The sequence below is a fragment of the Caballeronia sp. LZ034LL genome (assembly GCF_031451215.1).
Classification (GTDB): domain Bacteria; phylum Pseudomonadota; class Gammaproteobacteria; order Burkholderiales; family Burkholderiaceae; genus Caballeronia.
The window spans coordinates 1,023,405-1,041,286 of record NZ_JARUXR010000004.1 but is presented as its reverse complement, the minus strand read 5'-3'; the positions used below and the strand labels follow the sequence as shown (position 1 = coordinate 1,041,286).

General features: G+C 65.0%; 18 protein-coding genes. 9 read left to right on the top strand and 9 right to left on the bottom strand.

The window, feature by feature from the left end:
• Positions 1-298 precede the first annotated feature (298 nt).
• Together QCE83_RS32210 and QCE83_RS32205 are read left to right on the top strand one after the other, a co-directional pair.
• Positions 299-1,501, top strand: a complete 1,203-nt coding sequence (locus QCE83_RS32210; protein ID WP_309820558.1) for an ammonium transporter — start codon at positions 299-301, stop codon at positions 1,499-1,501.
• Between the two features lie 132 nt (positions 1,502-1,633).
• Positions 1,634-3,847, top strand: coding sequence for an ATP-binding protein (locus QCE83_RS32205; RefSeq protein ID WP_309820555.1), 2,214 nt, complete (start codon positions 1,634-1,636; stop codon positions 3,845-3,847).
• Positions 3,848-3,853: 6 nt separating this feature from the next.
• Here the strand turns inward: QCE83_RS32205 and QCE83_RS32200 are convergent, their stop codons facing one another.
• The 3 genes from QCE83_RS32200 to QCE83_RS32190 all read right to left on the bottom strand — a co-directional run bounded on the left by QCE83_RS32200 (position 3,854) and on the right by QCE83_RS32190 (position 5,865).
• Positions 3,854-4,327 carry a hypothetical protein gene (locus QCE83_RS32200; RefSeq protein WP_309820552.1) on the bottom strand — a complete coding sequence of 158 codons (474 nt, stop codon included), beginning with the start codon at positions 4,325-4,327 and terminating at the stop codon, positions 3,854-3,856.
• On the bottom strand, positions 4,328-5,605 hold the full coding sequence (locus QCE83_RS32195; protein WP_309821201.1) for a sorbosone dehydrogenase family protein: 1,278 nt from the start codon (positions 5,603-5,605) through the stop codon (positions 4,328-4,330).
• A 92-nt stretch (positions 5,606-5,697) separates the two neighbouring features.
• Positions 5,698-5,865: a hypothetical protein gene (locus QCE83_RS32190; RefSeq protein ID WP_309820549.1), complete on the bottom strand. Its 168-nt coding sequence runs from the start codon at positions 5,863-5,865 to the stop codon at positions 5,698-5,700.
• A gap of 161 nt (positions 5,866-6,026) precedes the next feature.
• On the opposite strand from QCE83_RS32190, the gene QCE83_RS32185 reads away from it, so the two are divergent.
• On the top strand, positions 6,027-6,194 hold the full coding sequence (locus QCE83_RS32185; protein WP_309820547.1) for a hypothetical protein: 168 nt from the start codon (positions 6,027-6,029) through the stop codon (positions 6,192-6,194).
• Between the two features lie 42 nt (positions 6,195-6,236).
• Here QCE83_RS32185 and QCE83_RS32180 read toward each other — a convergent pair whose 3' ends face one another.
• The 6 genes from QCE83_RS32180 to ehuB form a co-directional block, all read right to left on the bottom strand.
• Positions 6,237-6,629 (bottom strand): DUF3175 domain-containing protein, encoded by a 393-nt coding sequence (locus tag QCE83_RS32180; protein ID WP_309820545.1) that lies wholly within the window; start codon positions 6,627-6,629, stop codon positions 6,237-6,239.
• A 23-nt stretch (positions 6,630-6,652) separates the two neighbouring features.
• Positions 6,653-8,215, bottom strand: coding sequence for an FAD-dependent oxidoreductase (locus QCE83_RS32175; RefSeq protein WP_309820542.1), 1,563 nt, complete (start codon positions 8,213-8,215; stop codon positions 6,653-6,655).
• Positions 8,216-8,296: 81 nt separating this feature from the next.
• Positions 8,297-9,121 (bottom strand): ectoine/hydroxyectoine ABC transporter ATP-binding protein EhuA, encoded by an 825-nt coding sequence (gene ehuA, locus QCE83_RS32170; RefSeq protein WP_309820540.1) that lies wholly within the window; start codon positions 9,119-9,121, stop codon positions 8,297-8,299.
• Positions 9,122-9,147: 26 nt separating this feature from the next.
• Positions 9,148-9,816: an ectoine/hydroxyectoine ABC transporter permease subunit EhuD gene (gene ehuD / locus QCE83_RS32165; RefSeq protein WP_309820538.1), complete on the bottom strand. Its 669-nt coding sequence runs from the start codon at positions 9,814-9,816 to the stop codon at positions 9,148-9,150.
• The gene (gene ehuC, locus QCE83_RS32160) at positions 9,813-10,505 is read right to left on the bottom strand and encodes an ectoine/hydroxyectoine ABC transporter permease subunit EhuC (RefSeq protein WP_309820536.1); all 693 of its coding nucleotides are present in this window, start codon (positions 10,503-10,505) and stop codon (positions 9,813-9,815) included. Before ehuC ends, ehuD begins: the two co-directional genes overlap by 4 nt.
• A gap of 61 nt (positions 10,506-10,566) precedes the next feature.
• Positions 10,567-11,421 carry an ectoine/hydroxyectoine ABC transporter substrate-binding protein EhuB gene (gene ehuB, locus QCE83_RS32155; protein WP_309820534.1) on the bottom strand — a complete coding sequence of 285 codons (855 nt, stop codon included), beginning with the start codon at positions 11,419-11,421 and terminating at the stop codon, positions 10,567-10,569.
• A gap of 199 nt (positions 11,422-11,620) precedes the next feature.
• Between ehuB and QCE83_RS32150 the strand changes: the two genes are divergently transcribed.
• The 6 genes from QCE83_RS32150 (at position 11,621) to QCE83_RS32125 (ending at position 17,847) form a co-directional block, all read left to right on the top strand.
• A complete protein-coding gene (locus QCE83_RS32150; RefSeq protein ID WP_404986010.1) occupies positions 11,621-13,051 on the top strand; it encodes a PLP-dependent aminotransferase family protein in 1,431 nt (476 codons plus the stop codon).
• An 80-nt stretch (positions 13,052-13,131) separates the two neighbouring features.
• Positions 13,132-14,097, top strand: coding sequence for a hydroxyectoine utilization dehydratase EutB (eutB, locus tag QCE83_RS32145; RefSeq protein ID WP_309820529.1), 966 nt, complete (start codon positions 13,132-13,134; stop codon positions 14,095-14,097).
• A gap of 12 nt (positions 14,098-14,109) precedes the next feature.
• On the top strand, positions 14,110-15,105 hold the full coding sequence (locus tag QCE83_RS32140) for a cyclodeaminase (RefSeq protein ID WP_404986167.1): 996 nt from the start codon (positions 14,110-14,112) through the stop codon (positions 15,103-15,105).
• Positions 15,106-15,116: 11 nt separating this feature from the next.
• Positions 15,117-16,334 (top strand): ectoine hydrolase DoeA, encoded by a 1,218-nt coding sequence (doeA, locus tag QCE83_RS32135; RefSeq protein WP_309820525.1) that lies wholly within the window; start codon positions 15,117-15,119, stop codon positions 16,332-16,334.
• 3 nt (positions 16,335-16,337) lie between these two features.
• Positions 16,338-17,363, top strand: a complete 1,026-nt coding sequence (gene doeB / locus QCE83_RS32130; RefSeq protein ID WP_309820522.1) for a N(2)-acetyl-L-2,4-diaminobutanoate deacetylase DoeB — start codon at positions 16,338-16,340, stop codon at positions 17,361-17,363.
• Position 17,364: 1 nt separating this feature from the next.
• Complete coding sequence (locus tag QCE83_RS32125; protein WP_309820520.1) at positions 17,365-17,847, top strand: Lrp/AsnC family transcriptional regulator; 483 nt, start codon at positions 17,365-17,367, stop codon at positions 17,845-17,847.
• The last annotated feature ends 35 nt before the right edge of the window (positions 17,848-17,882 follow it).

Sequence of the window (17,882 nt, the reverse complement as noted above, 5' to 3'; positions counted from 1 at the left end):
ACGTTGCCGCGCGTTTCAGGATACTCGCGGGTCAAGGCAGGCGGACGCCTTGTTGCAATGCTTGCAATGTCCCTTCATCAACCTTCACGCTGAAAACTTAAGCACGAAATAGGTGCGGCTCATGCGACATGAAAGAGCATTGCACCAAGTTCGACCAATGCCTGTTGATCGCTCACGGCGCACGCCGCACCACCTTGTTCGCCTATGAGCCACGCATACGCACCGTTTCGATGCCACATGCGCCAACTTGGCCCGGAACTTGCAAATTGAGCGCCTTTCGTCATTCGACCGCTCGACCATGCAGGCACTTCAGTCCGGAACCAACACACTCTTTCTGCTGCTTGGCGCCGCCATGGTGCTTGCGATGCACGCGGGCTTCGCGTTCCTCGAACTCGGCACGGTCCGCCGCGAAAACCAGGTGAACGCGCTGGTCAAGATCCTGGTGGACTTCGCCGTCTCGACGCTCGCTTACTTCTTCATCGGCTACAACATCGCGTACGGCGTGCAGTTCATGCACAGCGCCGATATCCTCGCCGAACACAATGGCTATGCGCTCGTCCGCTTCTTCTTCCTGCTGACCTTCGCGGCCGCGATTCCGGCGATCGTCTCCGGCGGCATCGCCGAGCGCTCCAAGTTCAATCCGCAGCTTTTCGCGACCTGCGTGATCGTCGGCTTCCTGTATCCGCTGCTCGAAGGCATCGCGTGGAACGAGCGCTTCGGCATCCAGGCGTGGCTCACGCAGGCCTTCGGCGCACCGTTCCACGACTTCGCGGGTTCGGTGGTCGTGCACGCGTTCGGCGGCTGGGTCGCGCTGCCCGCGGTCGTGCTGCTCGGGCCGCGTCACGGGCGCTATCACAAGGACGGGCGCATCGCCGCGCATCCGCCCTCGTCGATTCCCTTCCTCGCACTGGGCGCATGGGTGCTGGCGGTCGGCTGGTTCGGCTTCAACGTGATGAGCGCGCAGACCGTCGACAAGATCAGCGGCCTCGTCGCGGTCAACTCGCTGATGGCGATGGTCGGCGGCACGCTCGCCGCCTGGTTCGCGGGCCGCAACGATCCGGGCTTCACCTATAACGGACCGCTCGCGGGCCTGGTCGCGGTGTGCGCGGGCTCGGACCTGATGCATCCGCTGGGCGCGCTGATCGTGGGCGCGGTCGCGGGCGTGCTGTTCGTGCAGATGTTCACCTGCGTTCAGAACCGCTGGCGCATCGACGACGTGCTCGGCGTGTGGCCGCTGCACGGCATGTGCGGCGCGTGGGGCGGCATCGCGGCGGGCATCTTCGGGCAGAAGGTGTTAGGCGGCATCGGCGGGGTGTCGATCGTGTCGCAGCTGATCGGCACGGTGGGCGCGGTGGCGCTCGCGCTGGCCGGCGGCACGGCCGTCTATGGGGCGATCAAGCTGACCGTGGGCCTGCGGCTCGATCGCGAGGAAGAGTTCAATGGCGCCGATCTGGCCATCCATCGCATCTCGGCGACCCCGGAGCGGGATCTGGCGGGCTGAGGCGTAGCGGGCGGCGGCGCTCGTGACGCGCCGCAACACCGGGTTCCCGGCCCGGCGTCTTCAAGGTTCTTGTGCCGTCCCGGGCGCGCGCCGGTTACGATATACCGGTCGACATCCCCGGAGGCGCAACGCTTGGACTCCACCGAGACCGCGACATACGATCTGCCGCTGCCCGCACGCAATTTCGCTTCGACGCGAAAGATGCTGCTGCGCGTGCTGGCCGCATCGATCGTCATTCCGCTGGCATGCCTGGCCCTGTATGGCTACTACGATCTGCAGCGCCGCTTCTCCGACGCGGAAGACTTCACCGAGCGCCTGACGCGCGTGGCGGACGAGCATGCGCTGAAGGTCATCGACCTGAACCAGCAACTCGAGACCCGCATCGTCGATCTGCTCGGCGACAGTAACGACGACGCCATTCGCGGCCGCGAGGCCTCGCTCCATCACACGCTCGACGAGATGGACAGCACGCTCGCGCAGATCGCGGCCATATCCGTGTTCGGCGAGCATGGCAATCTGCTCGCGAACAGCCGCTATTTCCCGGCGCCGCCCGTCTCGATTGCCGAGCGCGACGACTTCCAGTCCGCGCGCTCCGTCGCGCCCGTTACGTACTTCTCCTTGCCCTTGCGCGGCAAGGTGGCGCGTTCGGATGTCTTTACCACGACCATGGGCCGCATTGCCAGCAATGGGCGCTTCCTCGGCGTGGTGTCGATAGCGGTGAAGCGGGGCTACTTCGTCGACTTCTATCACGAGCTCGTCGGCGGCGATCAGGCGGCCGTGGTGGGCCTGTACCGGCGCGACGGCGGCATTCTCGCGCGCTATCCCGCCAAGCCCGACGACGCCGAGCCCGCCGCCAACACGCCCTTTACGAACGCCTTCCGCAACAACGAGCTGTATGGCCGCCTGCGCGTGGAGTCGAGCGTCGATCACGTCGAGCGGCTGCTGGCCTTCCGGCGCGTGGGCGACTATCCGCTCTATGTCGCGGTGGGCTACGCGGTCTCCGCGATCTACACGAACTGGATCCACGGCCTCGCGCTCGCGGCGGCGGCTGCGTTGGGGCCGTGCATCGCCGTGTGGCTGTTGATCCTATTCTCGATCCGCCGCCTGAACGCCGAACAGGCCGCGTGGGAACGCTGGCGCGCGGAGGTGGCCACGCGGCTGTCCATCGAGGCGTCGAGCCGCCAGCTGCGGCGCATGGGGGCGCTCGGCAACCTCGTCGCCAATGTCGCGCACGACTTCAATAACCTGCTGATGGTGGTGGCGTCGAACATGGAGCTGGCGCGGCGCAAGCGCTTTAATGGCGTCGAGCCGGAAGTGCTCGCGGTGGAGCGCGCCACGTCCGGCGCTGAATCGCTGGCGCGACGGCTGATGAGCGTCGCGCGCAAGCAGCCGCTCAAGCAGGAACTGATCGAGCCGGCGGCATGGCTGCGCAATCTGCTCGGCCTCGTGAAGACTTCGGTGCATCCGTCGGTGTCGGTGACGCTGGAACTGTCGCCCGATCTGTGGTGCGTGACGGCTGATCCGGTGGAGCTCGAACTGGCGCTCGTGAACGTCGCGGTCAATGCCAGCGAGGCGATGCCGCAGGGCGGTCGCGTGCTGATCCGCTGCCAGAACGCGCGGGTGCGGGGCGCTGAAACCGATATCCCCGATGGCGAGTATCTGCTGATCTCGATCACCGACAACGGCGAAGGCATGAACGAGCAGACGCTGCGGCGCGCCTTCGAGCCGCTGTTCACGACGAAAGTCCGCGGCATGGGCACGGGCCTCGGCCTGGTGCAGGTGCTGGCGGCCTGCGAACAGGCCGGGGGCACCGCGCGCATTACCAGCGTGGCGGGATCGGGGACGACGGTCCGGCTGTATCTGCCGCGCCATCACGGGCCGGCGCCGGTCATGTCGAAGGCTTACATGCCGCCGGAGACCGAGATCGAACCGCTGCTGCCCGCGGCCCGCTCGACCACCGACGCCAACGACGAAGCGCATCCGCTGCGTGGCACGTCGGTGCTGCTGGTGGAGGACAACCAGGATGTGGCGGCGGGCGTGATGGCCGTGCTCGAAGTGTTCGGTTGCGCGGTGCATCACGAGGACAGCGCCGACGGCGCTTTCACGCTGCTGGGCGAGGGCTACGGCTTCGACCTCGTGCTGACGGACGTGCAGATGCCGGGCCGCATGAACGGCATCGACCTGGCCGAGCAGATCACGAAGCGGCTGCCGGCGCAGAAGCTGATCCTGATGACGGGTTACGCCGATGAACTCGAACGCGCGAAGCATCTCGGCGTGCCGATTCTTGCGAAGCCTTTCGACATGGACGATCTGCTCGAATTGATTGCGCCGGGCGTGGCGCATTGACTGCGCTCAGCCTTTGTTGTGACTCGGCACCGAGCGCGCGCCGACTAGCGGGTTGAAGCCGGCGCGCTTCGGAGACGACTCGGTTGTCTTCGCGGCACGCGTGGACGAACGTGTGCCGTCGCCGCTCAGCTGGCTCAACAGGTCTTCGTCATCGGGTGCGTCTTCGGCCTGGTCCGTAGGTGACGACGCGCCGGCGAGATGCTCGACCACCGAGATGAAGTCCTTGCGCGCCGTCTTCAGCGCGCGTCCCGGCATCATCACGATGACCACCGCTTCCTGCACGCTATGGCCGTCCACGGTGCGCAGCGTGCTGTCCTCGTTCCAGTCGATACCGCTCTCCGCGTAAGCCGCGACGAGATGATGCAGCACGGCGGGCGACATCACGCCGGCGTCATAGAGCCCGACGATCTGCCGCTCCGCGAGCGCAAACAGGCTGCCCTGCCCGCGCGCGTGTTTGGGCTTAGGCTTGCGCGCGGCCATCTACTGCGGCTTCCCGGCGGGCGCGACGCGCCATACGGCGTTGCCGACATCGTCGGCGACGAGCAGGCCGCCCGCATGATCCACCGCCACGCCGACGGGCCGTCCGCGCGCATGGCCATCCGACGAGAGGAAGCCGGTGAGGATGTCTTCCGGCGGTCCCGAGGGCTTGCCGTCCTGGAAGGGCACGAAGACGACCTTGTAGCCGCTGCGGGGCTTGCGGTTCCACGAGCCGTGCTGGCCGATGAAGGCACCATTGCGATAGCGCTCGGGGAAGGCGCTGCCGTCGTAGAACGTCAGGCCGAGCGACGCGGTATGTGCGCCGAGCGCGTAGTCGGGAAGGATCGCGGACTGCACTAGATCCGCGCGCTGCGGCTTCACGCGGTCATCGACATGCTGGCCGTAATAGCTATAGGGCCAGCCATAGAACGCGCCGTCCTTCACCGAAGTGAGATAGTCGGGCACGAGTTCGTTGCCCAGTTCGTCGCGTTCGTTCACGACCGTCCATAGCGCGCCGCTCTGCGGCTGCCATGACATGCCGTTCGGATTGCGCAAACCGGTGGCGAACGGCCGCGCCTGCTTCGTCGCGATGTCCACTTCCATGATCTGCGCCCGGCCGTTCTCGGCATCGATACCGTTTTCCGCCGCGTTGCTGTTCGAGCCGACGGTCACATAGAGCTTCTTGCCGTCGCGGCTCGCAATGATGTTCTTGGTCCAGTGATGATTGATCTCGCCGGCGGGCAGATCCATGAACTTCTCGCCCGGCGTCGTGATCTGCGTCATGCCGGGCTCGTACTTGAAGCGCATGATCGCATCGGTATCCGCGACGTAGAGTTCGTCGCCGATGAGCGCCATGCCGAACGGCGAATGCAGCTTGTCGATGAACACGGTGCGCGTGTCGGCGATGCCGTCGCCATTGGTATCGCGCAGCAACACGATGCGGTCCGGGCTCGCGACGCCCGCGCCCGCGCGCTTCTGCACCTTCTTCATCACGAAGCCCTTGATGCCGGCGTTTTCGTCGTGTTGCGCGGGCGCATTGCTTTCGGCGACGAGCACGTCGCCATTGGGCAGCGTGGCGATCCAGCGCGGATGATCGAGCTTGGTCGCGAACGGCGTCACCTGGAAGCCCTGCGCGGCGTCCGGTTGCTCGCCCGCTTGCCACGGCTTCGCCGGAGCGATGTTCACGGTCGGCATCAAGCCCTTGTGCGGTGCGGGCAGTTCGGGATCGGGGCCGAAGCCGGCGGCGTAGCCTGCCGCGAAAGCGCTGCCGCATGCGAGCATGGAAAGGCTGGCTGCAACACGCACGAGTTGTTTCGATGTTTTCTTCAAGCTTGACTCCTGTGGTGTGACGAGCGGACATTCCGCCGATCCGCTCAGCCGCCGCCGATGCCCTGTGTCACCTTGCCGGTGCCGCCGCAAGTGGCGCACTCCGAACCGTCGAGCTTGCCGGTGCCGTTGCAGTCCGGACACAGATCCTCGCCTGAGCCGGGCGCGCCAGCTTCGGCTTCATCGCCGGGATTGAGAGGAGGTTGCTGGGCCATCGCTGTCTCCTTGGCTGAATGCGTGCAGGCCGGATCGCCCGCGCATGCAGCTGCACAGCGAGCAAGCGACGTTCCTCGTCGTCCCGGGTATGCGCGATGCTGCGACCCGTGAGCGGCCGTCAGGTCGCATGGGTGTTTCAGTTCAAAGCGCAGGAGGGAACATGAGCGACAAGCAGAAGCAAGTGGGCAATCAGCCGTCGGACCCATCACAGCAGCAGCACGGCCAGCCTGAGCCGCCGCCCGCACAACCGCAGCAGGACAATCAGAGTGGCCAGCGTCAGCAGAACCAGCCGTTGCCTCAGCATCAGGGCGGGCAGCGTCAACCTTGAATCGTTCAAGGCGCGCGGTTTCGTGTCACGCGCGACCGCGCCTCAAGGCTTGCGTCCGAACGCCTCGCGCAGCCGCTTCTTGGCGCGCTCGAGCGTGCTTTTGCGTGACTTCGGCAGATTGCGGCCCGCGCGATTGATATAAAAGTTCAGCATCGACATCGCCGACTGGAATGGCGACCCCTTGCGCCGAGTGCTGTGCGTGGAGGAGCGCTTGAGTGAATCGGCGATTTCCTGCGCATTGCCGGTCTTGAAGATGTCGCGCTGGATATCCATCGCGTCGCTTGTCTCCATGACGTGATGCGACCAGCGGTGTGTCGAGCGCGCGGGTTTCTTGCGGGCGGTGGCAAGCGAATGACGCTGCCGTGTGCTCGGGCGTTTGCTGCCGCTGGATTTGCGCTTGGGCGTCTTGGCGGATTTGCCGGCTGTAGTGGCCATGTTTCGTTCCTCGATTCCTCAAGTCAGCCCTGCGCGATGCGCCGCGCCTGTTCCAGCGTGAGCGGTTCGCGCATCGCTTCGGCGAGCCTGCATACGGCGGCATCGTATTCGCAGGCCACCACGGCGCCCACTCGCGAATTCTTCATCAGGAAGGCGATGAAGTGCTGGGCGTCGAGGTCGCCGTCAATCTCGACGCTGTCCGGTTCCGACACGTGTCCGAGATAGTCGAAGGTCTTGTCGTAGTGGAAGGTCCAGAAGTACGGCACGCCCGCATAGTCGCGCGGCCTCCCCGCCATGTTGTACGCGGCGACGCGCGCATGCTGCTGCGCGACACGCCAGTGCTCGATACGCACGGACTGCCCCGAGCGCGGCAGCGGAAACTGCGCAACATCGCCTGCGGCATAAAGACCGGGCGCGGCGAGCATGCTTGTATTGACGGAAAGGCTGCCGTCCTCGTTACGCGCGACGCCTGTCAGGAATTGAGTAGCGGGCTCGACGCCGGTACCCGCGATGACGATGTCGGCGGCAATTTTCTCGCCGGAGTCGAGCATCACTTCGCGCACCGCATTGCCGCCGACGAGCGAACTCACGCGCGTGTTCATGTGAAACGCCACGCCGTTCTTCTCATGCAGCTTCCTTAACATCTCGCCGATACGCTCGCCGAACTGCTTCGCGAAGGGCACCTTGCCGGGCGCGACCACGGTCACGTCTACGCCGCGCTTTCTCAGGCATGAAGCCGCTTCCAGTCCGATGAAGCTCGCTCCCACGATCACTGCGCGCTTGTGACCTTCGAGCGAGGCCAGGATGGCGCGTGCATCCTCGCGCGTACGCAGCAGGTGGACATGGTCGAGATTCGCTCCGGGCATCGTCAGCGGCTTTGGCGTGCCGCCCGTGCAGATGAGCGCGGTGTCGTAGTCGAGCTTCTTGGCGTCGACCAGATCGGCGTGCCGTGCGCTGACGTCCAGATGCATGACGTCCGACTCGAGCCGCTCGATGTCATGCTTCTCGAAGAAATCCGCATCGAGCAGAGGCGGCACGTCGTCCGGCGGCATGTCGCCGGCGAGCGTGAACTTGCTCAGCGACGTGCGATCGTACGGCTCGCGCGCGTCGCCGCCTGCCAGAACCACGCGGCCGTCGAAACCGGCTTCGCGAAGCGCGGCACATGCAGCGGCGCCGGCCGCGCCCGCGCCGACGATGAGCATCGTCTGCGCATTCGTCTGCGCTTTCGATGCGAACTCTTCGCTATCGACGGCGGGCAGTGCGACATAGACATCGCCGTCTTTAACCGTGGCTTCATAACGGGTCAGCGCCTTCAGCGCGGGCGGTTCGACGAGACTGCCGTCGCGCACCGCGAACGTGCCCTTGTGCCATGGACAGACGATGCGGCCGTTGCAGATCGCTCCTTCGTCGAGCGGCCCGCCCGCGTGCGGACATTCGGCCGTATAAGCGCGAATGTCATCGCCGTCGCGCACGAGCAGGATGGGCGTTTCCTTCGCGTCCGGTTCATCGCCTTTGATGCACACGCGTTTGCCGCGTTCGGCGGAGACCTCCGCGGCACGCGCAACCTTATGCTGTATGGGGGACATCGCACTCTCCGGTAGCTTCAAACATCAAAGCACGTTTTGCGTTCGGAGAGCGCGAAGCAATTTGCGGACCGCGTGACCTCGTTATAGCGCTTCGGTCACCGCACGCAGGAACTGCCGTGTGCGCTCATGCTGGGGCGCGGAGAAGAACTGCTGCGGCGGCGCCTGTTCGATGATCTTGCCCTGCGAGAAAAAGCACACGCGATCGGCGAATTCCTTGGCGAAGCCCATCTGGTGCGTGACCATCAGCATGGTCAGGTTGTGCTCCTCGCCGAGCCGGCGGATCACGTTGAGCACTTCGCCGCACAGTTCGGGATCGAGTGCCGACGTCACTTCGTCGAACAACATGACTTGCGGACGCATGGCGAGCGCGCGCGCAATCGCGACGCGCTGCTGCTGACCGCCCGACAACTGCGACGGATAGTGATTGTTCTTGTCCGCGAGGCCGACCAGCGAGAGCAGTTCGCGGGCGCGTTCGGTGGCTTCCTTCTTCGAGAGGCCGAGCACGCTCATCGGCGCTTCGATGGTGTTCGCGAGCGCCGTCATGTGCGGGAACAGGTTGAAGCTCTGGAACACCATGCCGATCTTGCTGCGCACCTGCCGCACATGGCGCGGCGATGCAGCGACGAGCGCGCCGCCGCGCCGTTCATGCGTGAGCGGCTCGCCATCCACTTCGATGACGCCGTCGGTGAGCGGATCGAGCGTCATCAGCACGCGCAGCAGCGTGGACTTGCCCGAGCCGCTCGGCCCGATGATCGCGACTTTCTCGTTGCGCGCGACATCGAGATCGAGACCGTCCAGCACGGTCAGCGCGCCATAGCGTTTGGTCACGTTGCGAAAGCGCACCATCGGGGCCTTCGCGCGGGCATCGGCGGCGGCGCCGAGCGCGGGATCGAGATCTCGTTTCATCTGGTGCTCCTGAAGGTGGGTTGCGGTCATGGCAGCCTCACGCGCCGTTCCAGATGACGCACGCCCGAGGCGAACGTCACGCTGATGATGAGGAAGAAGATCCCGGTCATCGTGATCGGTTCGAGATAGCGGAAGGTTTCGGAGCCGACGTTCTTGGCCTGCTGCATCAGTTCGACCACCGTGATGGCCGACAGCACCGGCGTGTCCTTGAACATGGCGACGAGGTAGTTGCCGAGCGCGGGAATCACCGGGCGAATCGCTTGCGGCAGGATCACGCCGGTATAGGTGCGCCACGGCGACAGCGACAGCGCGCACGAGGCTTCCCATTGACCGCGCGCCACGCCGTTGAGACCCGCGCGATAGACCTCGGACACATAGCACGCGTAGTGCACCGCGATGCCGATGGTGCCCGCCGTCAGCGCGGACATCGTGAGCCCGTAGAGCGGTGCGACGTAGAAGAGGATGTACACCTGGATCAGCAGCGGCGTGCTGCGGATGAATTCGATGAACAGCGCGGTGGGCCGCGACACGGCGGCGATCTCGCTGCGCCGCAGGATCGCGAGCACGAGACCCAACACGAGAGCGATGGCGAAGCCGACGAGCGTGATGCCGATGGTATAGGTGGCCGCGCGCGCCAGTTCGGGCAGGATCTGCAGCGCGTACTTGACATCGAAGAGCTGTCCGAGCGCATTCATGATGCCGCTCCCGGAAGCGCACGCGCCGGCTTGCGAACGGCGACGTGACTGCTCACGCGCCGCTCGAAGCCGCGCATCACCGCGACGATGATCTGTGCGAGCACGAAGTAGATCAGCAGCGTAAGGCCGAAGATCTCGGCCGTCTTGAAGGTTGCTTCGTCGAGCTGACGCGCGCGGAAGGTCAGGTCCGAGAGCGTGATCAGCGAGACGAGCGAGGTTCCCTTGAGCAACTCGATCATCAGGTTAGTGGCGGGCGGCAGGGCATTGATCATCGCCTGCGGCAGGATGATGCGGCGCAGCCGCGCCGCTGCCGGCATGTTCAGCGCGAGCGCCGCTTCATACTGGCCGCCGGGCACCGAGCGCAGCGCGCCGCGCAGGATCTCCGAGCCATACGCGCCGTAATGCAGCCCCAGCCCGACGATGGCCACCGTGAAGGGCGTCAGCTTCAGGTCGAAGGGCGGCAGCGGCAGCACGAAGAACAGCCAGAACAGCTGCACCAGCAGCGAGGTGCCGCGAAACACTTCCACGTACGCATTGCCGGCCCAGCGCACGAGGCGATAGGGCGCGGCGCGCAGCGTCGTCGCGACACTCGCCATGACGATGGCCAGGAGAATGCTGATCACGGCAATCTGCATCGTGACGAGCGTGCCCTTCCACATCAGGGGCAGGAGCTCATTGAGGTCGCTCATGACATGGGTCCTCGCGAGTGGATGAAACGCTGTGAATTGCCGTAGCGAGACGTGACGTGCTTCAGCCCGAGCACAGCTCCGGCGCTTTCTTCGTCGTCAGATTGGACTTGTCGAAACCGAACGGCGCCACGGTCTTCAGATGATCGTCCGTGCCGAGCCATTGATGCAGCTCCTTGTTGACGGCATCGCGCAAGTCGGTGTCTTCCGGGCGGAACGCGAGCGCGCCATAGCCCGTGTGCTTTGGATCGTCGTTGAACTGGCTCACCGCTTCGACTTGCGGGCCGCCTTTCGATGCCAGGCCCTTCATGGTCAGCGACGTGCCCACGGCGGCATCGGCGCGGCGTGCGCGCACCGCCTGCAATTGCGCCGTGGTGTCCGGAACCTGGAGGATCTGATCGTCCTTGATGCCCGCCTGACGCGCATAGCCGAGTTCGGCGGTGCCGGCCATGATCGCGAGCTTCGTATCGGGTTGCTTGGCGACATCGGCATAGCTGTGCAGCTTCTTCGGGTTGTCCTTCATCGTCAGCAGCGTGTCGGGGATCTGGTATTGCGGATCGGCGAACGCGACCTGCTTGCAGCGCTCCGGAGTGATGTACATGCCCGCCGCGATGACGTCGAAGCGGCCGGCCTTGAGGCCCGGAATCAAGGCGCCCCATTCGGTCAGGACCGCATCGACCTTTTTCACGCCGAGCTTGGCGAAGACCTTCTTCGCGATCTCCGGCGACTCGCCGGTCACGGTGCCGTCGGCCGTCGTGTAGGCGAAGGGCGTTTCGTTGGCGTAGCCGATGCGCACCTCGCCGGTGCGCTGGATGCGCTGCAAGGTGGTTTCCGCGCTCGCGCTCGTGGCAAAGGAGGCCAGGCATGCCGCTGTGACACACGCCGCTGCCAGCAATCCAGACAGTCGCTTCGTCTTCATATCGTTTCCGTAGTGGTGGTTCTTCAAGCGTGGTCGGAGAAGGGCATTCATGTGGAAGCTCGTGGAAACCCTTGCCACAAAGGTCTCAAAGGCATTCGCCGCGCAGCCACGAACGCAGAATACAAAGCCATATATTTGTTCCGATTGCTCTAGGACAATTATTTTCGGGTGCGCTTTTGCGCCACTATTGCGCATGACGATGCTTGGTCAACCCGGATATAAGGAACAGCGTGTGAACGAACGATGGCGCGACGCCGTGCGCACCGTGCAGGGCGTGCAGTCCAAGTACAAGCGGCTGGTGAAGGCGATGGCCGCGGACATCGAAAGCGGTGCGCTGGCATCGGGCGAACGCCTGCCGCCGCAGCGCGAAGTCGCCGCCGATCTGTCGATCAGCGTGCAGACCGTGACCAACGCCTATAAGGAACTGGAGCGCCAGGGCCTGATCCGCTGTGAAGTGGGGCGCGGCAGTTTCGTCGCGGCGCGCGTGACCGAGACCATGTCCAACTACATGCTCGACACCGCCGAACGCTCGGTCGTCGACTTCTCGATTGCGCGCATCGTGCATACGCCCGAGCACGATGCGATGTGGCGCAAGGTCTGCGCGACCCTCTCGACCATCGAGGACCAGCCGTGGATACGCGCGTTCCGGCCTATCGCGGGCTTCGAGAATCACCGCCAGGCGGGCGTGGAATGGCTTGCCTCGCTCAACATGCCGGCGCACGTGGATACCTTGTTGGTCACGAACGGCGTGGCGCACAGCATCTTCCTCGCGCTGGCGTCGATTGTCGGACCCGGCGACACGGTCCTGTGCGAGAGTCTCACGGATCACGGCGTGATCGGCTCGGCGAACGTGCTCGGATTTACGCTCAAGGGTCTGGAACTCGATGAGCACGGCATCCGTCCCGAGCACTTCGAGGAGATGTGCGACAGCGAGCGCGTGAGCGCGCTGGTGTGCACGCCGACGCTCAACAATCCCACCGTCGCGATGATGCCGGACTCGCGCCGCCGCGCCATCGCGCGGATTGCCGAGCGCTATGGCGTGTACGTGATCGAGGACGATGTCTATGGCGCGCTGCCCGCGAAGACGCAGACGCCCATCGCGAGCCTGATTCCGGAGCTGGCGTTTTATTGCACGAGCATGACGAAGTCGGTGCTGAGCGGGCTGCGCACGGGCTTCATGACGGTGCCGCGCCGGCTCGCCTTACGCGCCGAGAGCGTGTTGCGCGTGAGCTGCTGGATGGCGACCTCGCCGATTGCCGAAGTCACCGCGCGTTGGATCACGGACGGCACCGCGGCGCGGCTCGTGCAGATCCAGCGCGAACGTCTGGCGGCGCGGCAGGGCGTGGTGCGCGAAGTGCTCGGCGACTATGTGCTGGGCAGTCATCCGAATGCGCTGTCCGTGTGGTTGCGCGTGCCGGACGAGTGGGAGGCGGAGCGCATCACGCGCGAATTACGTAATCGCAATATCGCCGTAACTTCGCCCGATCCGTTCCTCGTGCGCGGCGCAGTGCGGCCCAATGCCGTGCGTCTGTGCGTGGGCGCGGAAGTGGGCGAGAGCACCTTCCGCACGGCCGTCGAGACGATGCGCGAGGTGTTCGGCCAGTTTCCGCACGTGCATGACTTCAACTAAATGAACTAGGACAATCGAAAAGGATTTTTTAGGACATTAGACTGGTTTGCATCGAAGCTCGCCATGCAAGCCGGATTCACATGTCCTCACTCACGCTCGCCGATATCTACCGCGCCCGTCAGCGCATCGAAGGACGCGCGATCGCTACGCCGCTGGTTCATTCGATCAGCTTGTCGCGTATCGCGGGTGTGCTGGTTTATCTGAAGCTCGAAACGCTGCAACCCACCGGCAGCTTCAAGCTGCGCGGCGCGACCAACGCGCTGGCCCAGGTGGCCGAAGCAGGCGGCACACGCGTGGTCACTGCATCGACGGGCAATCATGGCCGCGCCGTCGCGCATGCCGCACGCGAACTCGGCATGGAAGCCGCCGTCTGCATGTCATCGCTCGTGCCGAAGAACAAGGTCGAAGCCGTGGCCGCGCTCGGTGCGCATGTCGTGATCTCGGGCAAGAGCCAGGACGATGCACAACGCGAAGCGCAACGTCTGGTGCGCGAGGAAGGCTACGTGTTCGTGCCGCCCTTCGACGATCCGCGTGTGATTGCCGGCCAGGCCACCATCGGCCTTGAAATTCTCGAAGCCTTGCCCGATACGGCGAGCATCGTCGTGCCGCTGTCGGGCGGCGGGCTGTTCAGCGGCGTGGCCTTCGCGGCAAAGAACATTCGACCTGAAACGAAGCTGATCGGCGTCTCGATGGAACGCGGCGCCGCCATGCATGCGAGCCTCGCGGCGGGCGAGCCGGTCTTCGTCGATGAACTCGAGACGCTCGCCGATTCGCTCGGCGGCGGCATCGGCCTCGATAACCGGCATACCTTTGCGATGACACGCGCGTTGATCGATGACGTCGTGTTGCTCGATGAAATGTCGATTGCGCGCGGCATCGTCCATGCATACCGCGAGGAACGGCTCGTCGTGGAGGGCGCGGCTGCCGTCGGCATCGCGGCGCTGCTCGACGGCGTGGTGCCGGTGCGGAGCGGGCCGATTGTCATCGTCGTGAGCGGCAGCAACATCGATATCGAAACGCATCGCCGTCTGATTGGAGCCGCCTGAATTATGTCTTCTATCGATCGATCCACCGTGCTGCTCGGGCAAACGCAATTGCGAAAGCTCGTGCCGCTCGATCTCGACGCCATCGGGCAGGTCGAAGCCGCGTTCCGTTCGCTTGCGACGGAAGCCGTTGCGATGCCGCCCATCCTGCGCCTCGACATTCCCGAGCATGCCGGCGAAGTCGATGTAAAGACCGCTTATCTGCCGCGCTTTTCGAGCTTTGCGATCAAGGTGAGTCCGGGCTTCTTCAACAATCCGTCGCTCGGGCTCGCGAGTCTCAATGGCCTGATGCTGGTCTTGTCCGCGCAGACGGGCCTCACCGAAGCGGTGCTGCTCGACAACGGTTATCTCACCGCCGTGCGCACCGCCGCGGCGGGCGCGGTGGCCGCGCGCTGGCTTTCGCGCCGCGATGCGAAGCGCGTGGCGATCATCGGCGCGGGCGAGCAGGCCCGTCTGCAATTGCAGGCCTTGCGGATGGTGCGCGAGATCGAACACGTCACCGTGTGGGCGCGCGATACGGAGAGCGCCACGCGTTTCGCACGCGATTGCGCGGACCTGCCGTGCGAGGTCGCGGCCAGCGTGCATGACGCGCTGAAACACGCGGATATCGCCGTCACCACGACGCCGTCGCGCGAGCCGCTGATCCATGCGCGCGATCTTCATCCGGGCCTGCATATCACCGCGATGGGCTCGGACGCCGAGCACAAGAACGAACTCGCACCAGACGTGTTGGCGCACGCGCGCTATGTATGCGACCGCTTGCAGCAGGTGCGCGTGCTGGGCGAACTGCATCACGCGATCGAGGCGGGCGTGATCGGCGCGGAGGCGAGCTTCGCGGAACTGGGGCAGGTGATCGCGCAACAGGCGCCCGGCCGCACGAACGACGACGAAGTGACCGTGTGCGACCTGACCGGCACGGGCGCGCAGGACACGGCGATCGCGACGCTTGCGCTGCAGCGTGCGCGTGCATCGCTGGCAGGGACCATTTTCCACAACGATGTGACCGCTTGACAGAGGGGACGATGTCCGAGATCACGCAAGAGAAGCAAGGCACGGCGCCCGTGGTACGCCTGCCGTTCGAGCGCAGCGAGTATGACGTGCGCATCGCGAAGACGCGGCGCGCCATGGAGCAGGCGGGCATCGATCTGCTGATCGTGACCGATCCGACCAACATGGGCTGGCTGACCGGCTATGACGGCTGGTCGTTCTACGTGCATCAGTGCGTGCTGCTGGCCATGGATGGCGAACCCGTGTGGTACGGGCGCGGCCAGGATGCCAACGGCGCAAAGCGCACGGTGTTCATGGCGCACGACAATATCGTCGGCTATCCGGATCACTACGTGCAGTCGACCGTGCGCCATCCGATGGACTACCTGTGCGCCGAGGTCATCGCCGGGCGCGGCTGGGATGGCAAGCGCATCGGCGTGGAGATGGACAACTACTACTTCAGCGCGAAGGCGTATGCGTCGCTGACGCAGCACTTGCCGAAGGCGCGCTTCGTCGATGCCACCGCGCTCGTCAACTGGCAGCGCGCGGTGAAGTCGGCGCGCGAGATCGAATACATGCGCGTGGCGGCACGCATCGTCGAGAAGATGCATGCGCGCATTCTCGATGCAGTCGAGCCTGGCATGAAGAAAAGCGATCTCGTCGCGCAGATCTATGAAGCGGGCATCACGGGTGTCGAAGGACATGGCGGCGACTATCCGGCAATCGTGCCGCTGCTGCCTACCGGTTCGGACGCAGCGGCGCCGCATCTGACGTGGGACGACTCGGTCTTCACCGCGAACGCCGGCACCTTCTTCGAGATCGCCGGGTGCTTCAGGCGCTATCACTGCCCGCTCTCGCGCACGGTGTATCTGGGCCGTCCGCCGCAGCATTTCATCGAAGGCGAGAAGGCCGTGGTCGAAGGGATCGAAGCGGGCCTTGCCATGGCGAAGCCGGGCAACCGCACCGAGGACATCGCGAATGCGTTCTTTGCGGTGCTGAGGCATTTCGGCATCGAGAAGGACAGCCGCTGCGGCTATCCGATCGGTGCGAGCTATCCGCCCGACTGGGGCGAGCGCACCATGAGCCTGCGTCCCGGGGACAAGACCGTCCTCGAACCCGGCATGACGTTTCACTTCATGCCGGGACTGTGGCTCGACGACTGGGGCCTCGAAATCACGGAGAGCATCCTGATTACGGACACCGGCGTCGAGACCTTCTGCAACACGCCTCGCAAACTGTTCGTGAAGGAGTAGCGCATGCGCGCGTCACCGATCAGCCCGACCGTCGATTTCGACGCCGAGGGCGTTCAGCACGGCTTCCTCAAGCTGCCGTATTCGCGCGACGATTCCGCATGGGGCGCGGTGATGATTCCCATCACCGTGATCCGGCGCGGCGATGGGCCGACTGCGCTGCTCACGGGCGGCAATCACGGCGACGAGTACGAAGGGCCGATCGCACTGGCGAAGCTTGCTTCGACGCTGCGCGCGCAGGACGTGAACGGCCGCGTCATCATCGTGCCGTTCATGAACTACCCGGCGTTCCGTGCGGGTAAGCGCACCTCGCCGATCGATGCGGGCAACCTGAACCGCAGCTTTCCCGGCAGGCCCGACGGCACGGTGACGGAGAAGATCGCGGACTACTTCCAGCGTCATCTGCTGCCGCTCGCCGATTTCGTGCTCGATATTCATGCAGGCGGCCGCACGCTCGACTTCCTGCCGTTCGCGGCGATTCACGTGCTGAACGACGCAACCCAGCAGTCGTGTTGCGAAGCCGCGATGCGCGCGTTTTGCGCGCCGTATTCGATGCGCATGCTCGAACTCGACAGCATCGGTCTCTATGACAGTGCCGCCGAGGATGCGGGCAAGGTGTTTGTGTCCACCGAACTCGGCGGCGGCGGGACCTCCACGGCGCAGAGCGTGGCGATTGCCGAGCGCGGCGTGCATGGCTTTCTCGCGTATGCGGGCATCGTGGAGAAAGCGCCGGCGCAGGCGGGCGAGGCGCGCACCACGACGCTCCTCGACATGCCCGATGGCTCCTGTTATACGACGAGCGAGCACAGTGGCCTGCTCGAAATGTGCCGCGATCTCGGCGAACAGGTAAAGGCGGGCGACGTGCTCGCGCGCGTGCATGACATCGCGCGGACCGGCGCGGCGCCGTTCGAATACCGGGCGAAGCGCGACGGCCTGCTCGCGGCGCGTCACTTCCCGGGCCTCGTCCAGACCGGCGACACCGTGGCGGTGCTCGCGGACGTGATCGAGCGCAACCTTCCCGCGGGTGTGTGACTTGATCAAGCTCGACCGCTACGACCTCGCCATCCTGCGCATCCTCGCGCGGGATGGCCGCATCACCAAGTCGCGTCTGGCGGAAGAGGTCAACCTGTCGATTTCGCCCGCCTGGGAACGCGTGAAGAAGCTCGAGGAGAGCGGTCTCGTGCGCGGCTATCGTGCGGACATCGACTGGACGGCGGCGTTCAAGGGCAGCCGTATCGTCGTTGAAGTGACGCTGTCGCGGCATACGGCGCAGGACATGCGACGCTTCGAGGAACGCGTCAACGCCGCGCCGGAGATCGTGCAGTGCTATGCGACCGGCGGCGGCGTGGACTATGTGCTGCATGTCGTGTCGTGCGACATCGATCACTATCAGCGTTTCATCGATTCGCTGCTGGTCGAGGAACTCGGCATCGAACGTTACTTTACGTATATCGTCACCAAGGTGGTCAAGAACAGCGCGGAAGGTCCGCCGGATTGGGCCGACGACATCCTTTGACCGACGCACGCGGATAACTTCAGGAAACGGCTGCA

Coding starts and splice junctions, on each gene's coding strand:
- QCE83_RS32210 (WP_309820558.1), top strand. CDS start 299: ATGCAGGCACTTCAGTCCGGAACCAACACACTCTTTCTGCTGCTTGGC.
- QCE83_RS32200 (WP_309820552.1), bottom strand. CDS start 4,327: ATGGCCGCGCGCAAGCCTAAGCCCAAACACGCGCGCGGGCAGGGCAGC.
- QCE83_RS32195 (WP_309821201.1), bottom strand. CDS start 5,605: ATGCTCGCATGCGGCAGCGCTTTCGCGGCAGGCTACGCCGCCGGCTTC.
- QCE83_RS32190 (WP_309820549.1), bottom strand. CDS start 5,865: ATGGCCCAGCAACCTCCTCTCAATCCCGGCGATGAAGCCGAAGCTGGC.
- QCE83_RS32185 (WP_309820547.1), top strand. CDS start 6,027: ATGAGCGACAAGCAGAAGCAAGTGGGCAATCAGCCGTCGGACCCATCA.
- QCE83_RS32180 (WP_309820545.1), bottom strand. CDS start 6,629: ATGGCCACTACAGCCGGCAAATCCGCCAAGACGCCCAAGCGCAAATCC.
- QCE83_RS32175 (WP_309820542.1), bottom strand. CDS start 8,215: ATGTCCCCCATACAGCATAAGGTTGCGCGTGCCGCGGAGGTCTCCGCC.
- ehuA (WP_309820540.1), bottom strand. CDS start 9,121: ATGAAACGAGATCTCGATCCCGCGCTCGGCGCCGCCGCCGATGCCCGC.
- ehuD (WP_309820538.1), bottom strand. CDS start 9,816: ATGAATGCGCTCGGACAGCTCTTCGATGTCAAGTACGCGCTGCAGATC.
- ehuC (WP_309820536.1), bottom strand. CDS start 10,505: ATGAGCGACCTCAATGAGCTCCTGCCCCTGATGTGGAAGGGCACGCTC.
- ehuB (WP_309820534.1), bottom strand. CDS start 11,421: ATGAAGACGAAGCGACTGTCTGGATTGCTGGCAGCGGCGTGTGTCACA.
- QCE83_RS32150 (WP_404986010.1), top strand. CDS start 11,621: ATGCTTGGTCAACCCGGATATAAGGAACAGCGTGTGAACGAACGATGG.
- eutB (WP_309820529.1), top strand. CDS start 13,132: ATGTCCTCACTCACGCTCGCCGATATCTACCGCGCCCGTCAGCGCATC.
- doeA (WP_309820525.1), top strand. CDS start 15,117: ATGTCCGAGATCACGCAAGAGAAGCAAGGCACGGCGCCCGTGGTACGC.
- doeB (WP_309820522.1), top strand. CDS start 16,338: ATGCGCGCGTCACCGATCAGCCCGACCGTCGATTTCGACGCCGAGGGC.